Raw genomic sequence first — 3,882 nt, 5'->3', positions numbered from 1 at the left:
CGGCGAGGGCGAGCGCGCGCTGCACGTCGAGCGCCCAGGTGCGCCGGGCATACGCGTGCGACGCCAGCGCCTCCGCGTGGGCACGGGCGACGGCGAGGAAAGGGATGTCGTAGGGCACGTCGAACAGAGCGAGCCCGGCCGCTGCACACGCGGCGACGAGTTCGTCCGGCGGCCCCACCCGGTGCACTCCGGACCCGAAGCCCAGCGCCCGCACGCCGCGGCCCACGAGGCGGGTGACGTAGTCGGTGACCCCGCGCTCGTCGTGCTCGGCGAACTGACTGCCGGTGGTCATCAGCACCAGGTCGTCGGCGAGGAACGGCGTCGGGTCGAGCAGGTCCGAACTGTGCACTCCTCGAACCGGCCCGTCGAGCGCCCCGTCGGTGAGAGCCTGCTCGGCGGACACGAGACTCAGGTGCAGATGCGCCTGTCCGAGCAGCGTGCGCAGCGTGGGCGGGGTGGTGTTCTGCACGGGAGCATCCTCGTTCTTGTACGGCGCGGCGAGACCTCGCTCCGAAGTGTACGCTCTGGCGAATGCGTGCTGTGTGCCCGAGTCGTAGCCTCGCCTCATGACGCTCATCGACGAGACCTCCACGACCCCCGCAGGCGGACCCACCCTCGAGCAGGTCCGTCGCATCAGCACAGAGCTTCCCGGGCCGAAGTCCGCGGCGATCCTCGCCCGCAAGGCCGACGCGGTCGCCGCCGGCGTCGCGCACTCCATGCCCGTCTCGGTCGTGGCCGCCGGCGGCGGCGTCGTAGTCGACGCCGACGGCAACTCGCTCATCGACCTCGGCTCCGGCATCGCCGTGACCAGCGTCGGCAACGCGCACCCCAAGGTCGCTGCGGCCGTCGCCGCACAGGCCGCGCAGTTCACGCACACCTGCTTCATGGTGTCGCCGTACGAGTCGTACGTCGACGTGGCCGAGGCGCTCAACCGCCTGACCCCCGGCGATTTCGCGAAGAAGACCGCGCTGTTCAACTCGGGCGCCGAGGCGGTCGAGAACGCGATCAAGATCGCCCGCAAGCACACCGGTCGTCAGGCGGTCGTCGCCTTCGACCACGGCTACCACGGCCGCACCAACCTCACGATGGCGCTGACCGCCAAGTCGATGCCCTACAAGGCCGGCTTCGGTCCGTTCGCCCCCGAGGTATACCGCGTACCCGGCTCGTACCCGTACCGCGACGGCCTGACCGGCGCCGAGGCGGCCGAGCGCGCCATCACGCTCATCGAGAAGCAGATCGGCCCCGACAGCCTGGCCGCCGTGATCATCGAGCCCATCCAGGGCGAGGGCGGCTTCATCGTGCCCGCCGACGGGTTCCTCGACGCCGTCGTCGCCTGGTGCCGCGACAACGGCGTGGTCTTCATCGCCGACGAGGTGCAGACCGGCTTCGCCCGCACCGGCGCGATGTTCGCCAGCGAGATCTTCGGCATCGAGCCCGACCTGATCACCACCGCCAAGGGCATCGCCGCCGGCCTGCCGCTCGCCGGGGTCACCGGGCGCGCCGAGATCATGGACGCCGCGCATGCCGGAGGCCTGGGCGGCACCTACGGCGGCAACCCGATCGCCTGCGCCGCAGCGCTCGCCGCGATCGACGCCTTCGAGAACGACGGCCTCATCGAGCGCGCCCGCCAGATCGGCGAGGTTCTCACCACGCGCCTCAGCACGATCCGCGACAACGACGCCCGGCTGGGCGACATCCGCGGCCACGGTGCCATGATCGCCGTCGAGTTCGTCGACGCCGAGACGGGCGCCCCCGATGCCGCCCTGACCGCAGCGGTCGCCAAGGCCTGCGTCGCCGAGGGCGTCATCATCCTCACCTGTGGCACCTTCGGCAACGTCATCCGCTTCCTGCCGCCGCTGTCGATCGGCGACGATCTGCTGAACGAGGGCCTCGACGTCCTCGCCGCCGCGCTCGAGCGCGCCTGAGACGGTCGGCCGCGACCCTGGTCGGGGGATCAGGGGTCGCGGCCGACACATACCCGACGAACATTCCGCATCAAAGGAGATCACCCATGGCAGAGCACGAGATCACGCGCGACGTCGTCATCGTCGGCGCGGGAGCCGCAGGCACCACCGCGGCGAACGAGCTGCGCAGGGCCGGCCTGTCGGTGGCCGTGCTCGAGGCACGCGACCGCGTCGGCGGCCGGCTGTGGACCGACACGATCGAGGGCGCGATGCTGGAGCTGGGCGGCCAGTGGGTGTCGCCCGATCAGGATGCTCTGAAGGAGACCATCGCCGAGCTGGGCCTTGAGACCTTCGATCGCTACCGCGAGGGCGACAGCGTCTACGTCGGCCCTGACGGCACGCTGCACCGGTTCACGGGAGAGATGTTCCCCGTCTCGGCCGAGACCGAGGCGACGATCGCCGAGATCACCGAGCGCCTCGACGCGATGGTCGCCGAGATCGACCCCGACCGTCCGTGGGAGCACCCGAACGCCGCCGAGTGGGACGCGATCACCTGGGACGCCTGGCTGCGTCAGCAGACCGACGACGACGAGGCGGTGCGCAACCTCGCGTTCGCCACGGGCTCTGCCATGCTCACCAAGCCGACACACACGTTCTCGCTGCTGCAGTCACTGCTGATGGCGGCATCCGCCGGGTCGTACTCGAACCTCGTCGACGCGGACTTCATCCTCGACAAGCGTGTCGTCGGAGGGCTGCAGCAGGTCCCGGTGCTGCTCGCCGAGCGCCTCGGCGACGACGTGTTCCTGAACCAGCCCGTGCGTACGCTCGAGTGGGGCCCTTCGACAGGCTCAGGGGTCGAGGAGGGGGTCGTCGCGCACGCCGACGGCATGACCGTCCGCGCAAAGCACGCGATCCTCGCGCACGCCCCCGTGCTGTACGACCGCATCTCGTTCGTGCCGCCGCTGCCGCGCCGCCAGCACCAGCTGCACCAGCACCTCTCGATGGGCTTCGTGATCAAGGTGCACGCCGTGTACGACCGCCCGTTCTGGCGCGAGCAGGGGCTCAGCGGCACCGCGTTCAGCCCGTACGAGCTCTCGCACGAGGCGTACGACAACACCAACCACGGCGACGAGCGAGGAACGCTCGTGGGCTTCGTCAGCGACCAGAACGCCGATGACCTGTTCACGCTGAGCGCCGAGGAGCGCAAGCAGCGCATCCTCGAATCGCTGTCGCACTACTACGGTCCCGAGGCGAAGAACCCGGTCGTGTACTACGAGAGCGACTGGGGCAGCGAGGAGTGGACGCGCGGTGCGTACGCCGCGAGCTTCGACATGGGCGGGCTGCACCGCTACGGCGCCGACCTGCGGGCCGCCGTCGGTCCGATCCACTTCGCCTGCAGCGACATGGCAGGTGCCGGCTACCAGCACGTCGACGGCGCGATCCGGATGGGCCGCCTCGCCGCCGCGCAGATCCTCGAGAAGGCCGGCGCCGAGGTCGCCGAGGCATGACCGGGTCGATCGTCGTCGGCTACACGGCGACGGATGCCGGTGCCGACGCCCTCGCCCTCGGCGCGAGACTGGCGCGCAGCATCGATGCGCACCTCGATCTCGTCATCGTGCTTCCGCCGGAGGGCACCCGCAGCGCGGCCGTGGTCCCCCCGGAGCGTGCCTTCGAGGCGCACGTGCGCGCCCAGGCCGAGGAATGGCTGCGGGCGGCCGTCGCCCAGGTGCCGACCGACGTCCGCTGCCTCGGACACGTGCGCTTCAACGAATCCTTCGCGGAGGGCATCATCGCCGCGGGTGAGGAGTTCGACGCACGCCTCATCGTCGTCGGCGCCGGCAACGGCTCCACCCTCGGCCGTCACCGGCTCGGCTCGGTGGCATCCGAGCTCGTGCATTCGTCGCCCATCCCCGTCGCCCTGGCGCCTGCCGGCTCCCACCGCGACACCGAGGCCGGGGTGCCGATCCCGCGGGTGACC

General features: G+C 70.9%; 4 protein-coding genes. 3 read left to right on the top strand and 1 reads right to left on the bottom strand.

What is annotated here, in order from left to right:
- Positions 1-469, bottom strand: a 469-nt coding sequence (locus tag RT309_RS14150; protein WP_313358066.1) for a PucR family transcriptional regulator ligand-binding domain-containing protein, incomplete at its 3' end; no start/stop codon positions are given.
- Positions 470-566: 97 nt separating this feature from the next.
- On the opposite strand from RT309_RS14150, the gene gabT reads away from it, so the two are divergent.
- The 3 genes from gabT to RT309_RS14135 all read left to right on the top strand — a co-directional run.
- Positions 567-1,925 (top strand): 4-aminobutyrate--2-oxoglutarate transaminase, encoded by a 1,359-nt coding sequence (gene gabT, locus RT309_RS14145; RefSeq protein ID WP_313358064.1) that lies wholly within the window; start codon positions 567-569, stop codon positions 1,923-1,925.
- An 86-nt stretch (positions 1,926-2,011) separates the two neighbouring features.
- Positions 2,012-3,412, top strand: a complete 1,401-nt coding sequence (locus RT309_RS14140; RefSeq protein WP_313358062.1) for an NAD(P)/FAD-dependent oxidoreductase — start codon at positions 2,012-2,014, stop codon at positions 3,410-3,412.
- The coding region (locus RT309_RS14135; protein ID WP_313358060.1) for a universal stress protein at positions 3,409-3,882 on the top strand (474 nt) is incomplete at its 3' end. The genes RT309_RS14140 and RT309_RS14135, both read left to right, overlap by 4 nt.

Source organism: Microbacterium sp., from assembly GCF_032084865.1.
In the GTDB taxonomy this organism is placed as follows: domain Bacteria; phylum Actinomycetota; class Actinomycetes; order Actinomycetales; family Microbacteriaceae; genus Microbacterium.
The sequence above is the reverse complement of the archived record's forward strand: the minus strand, read 5'-3'. Positions and strand labels throughout refer to the sequence as shown.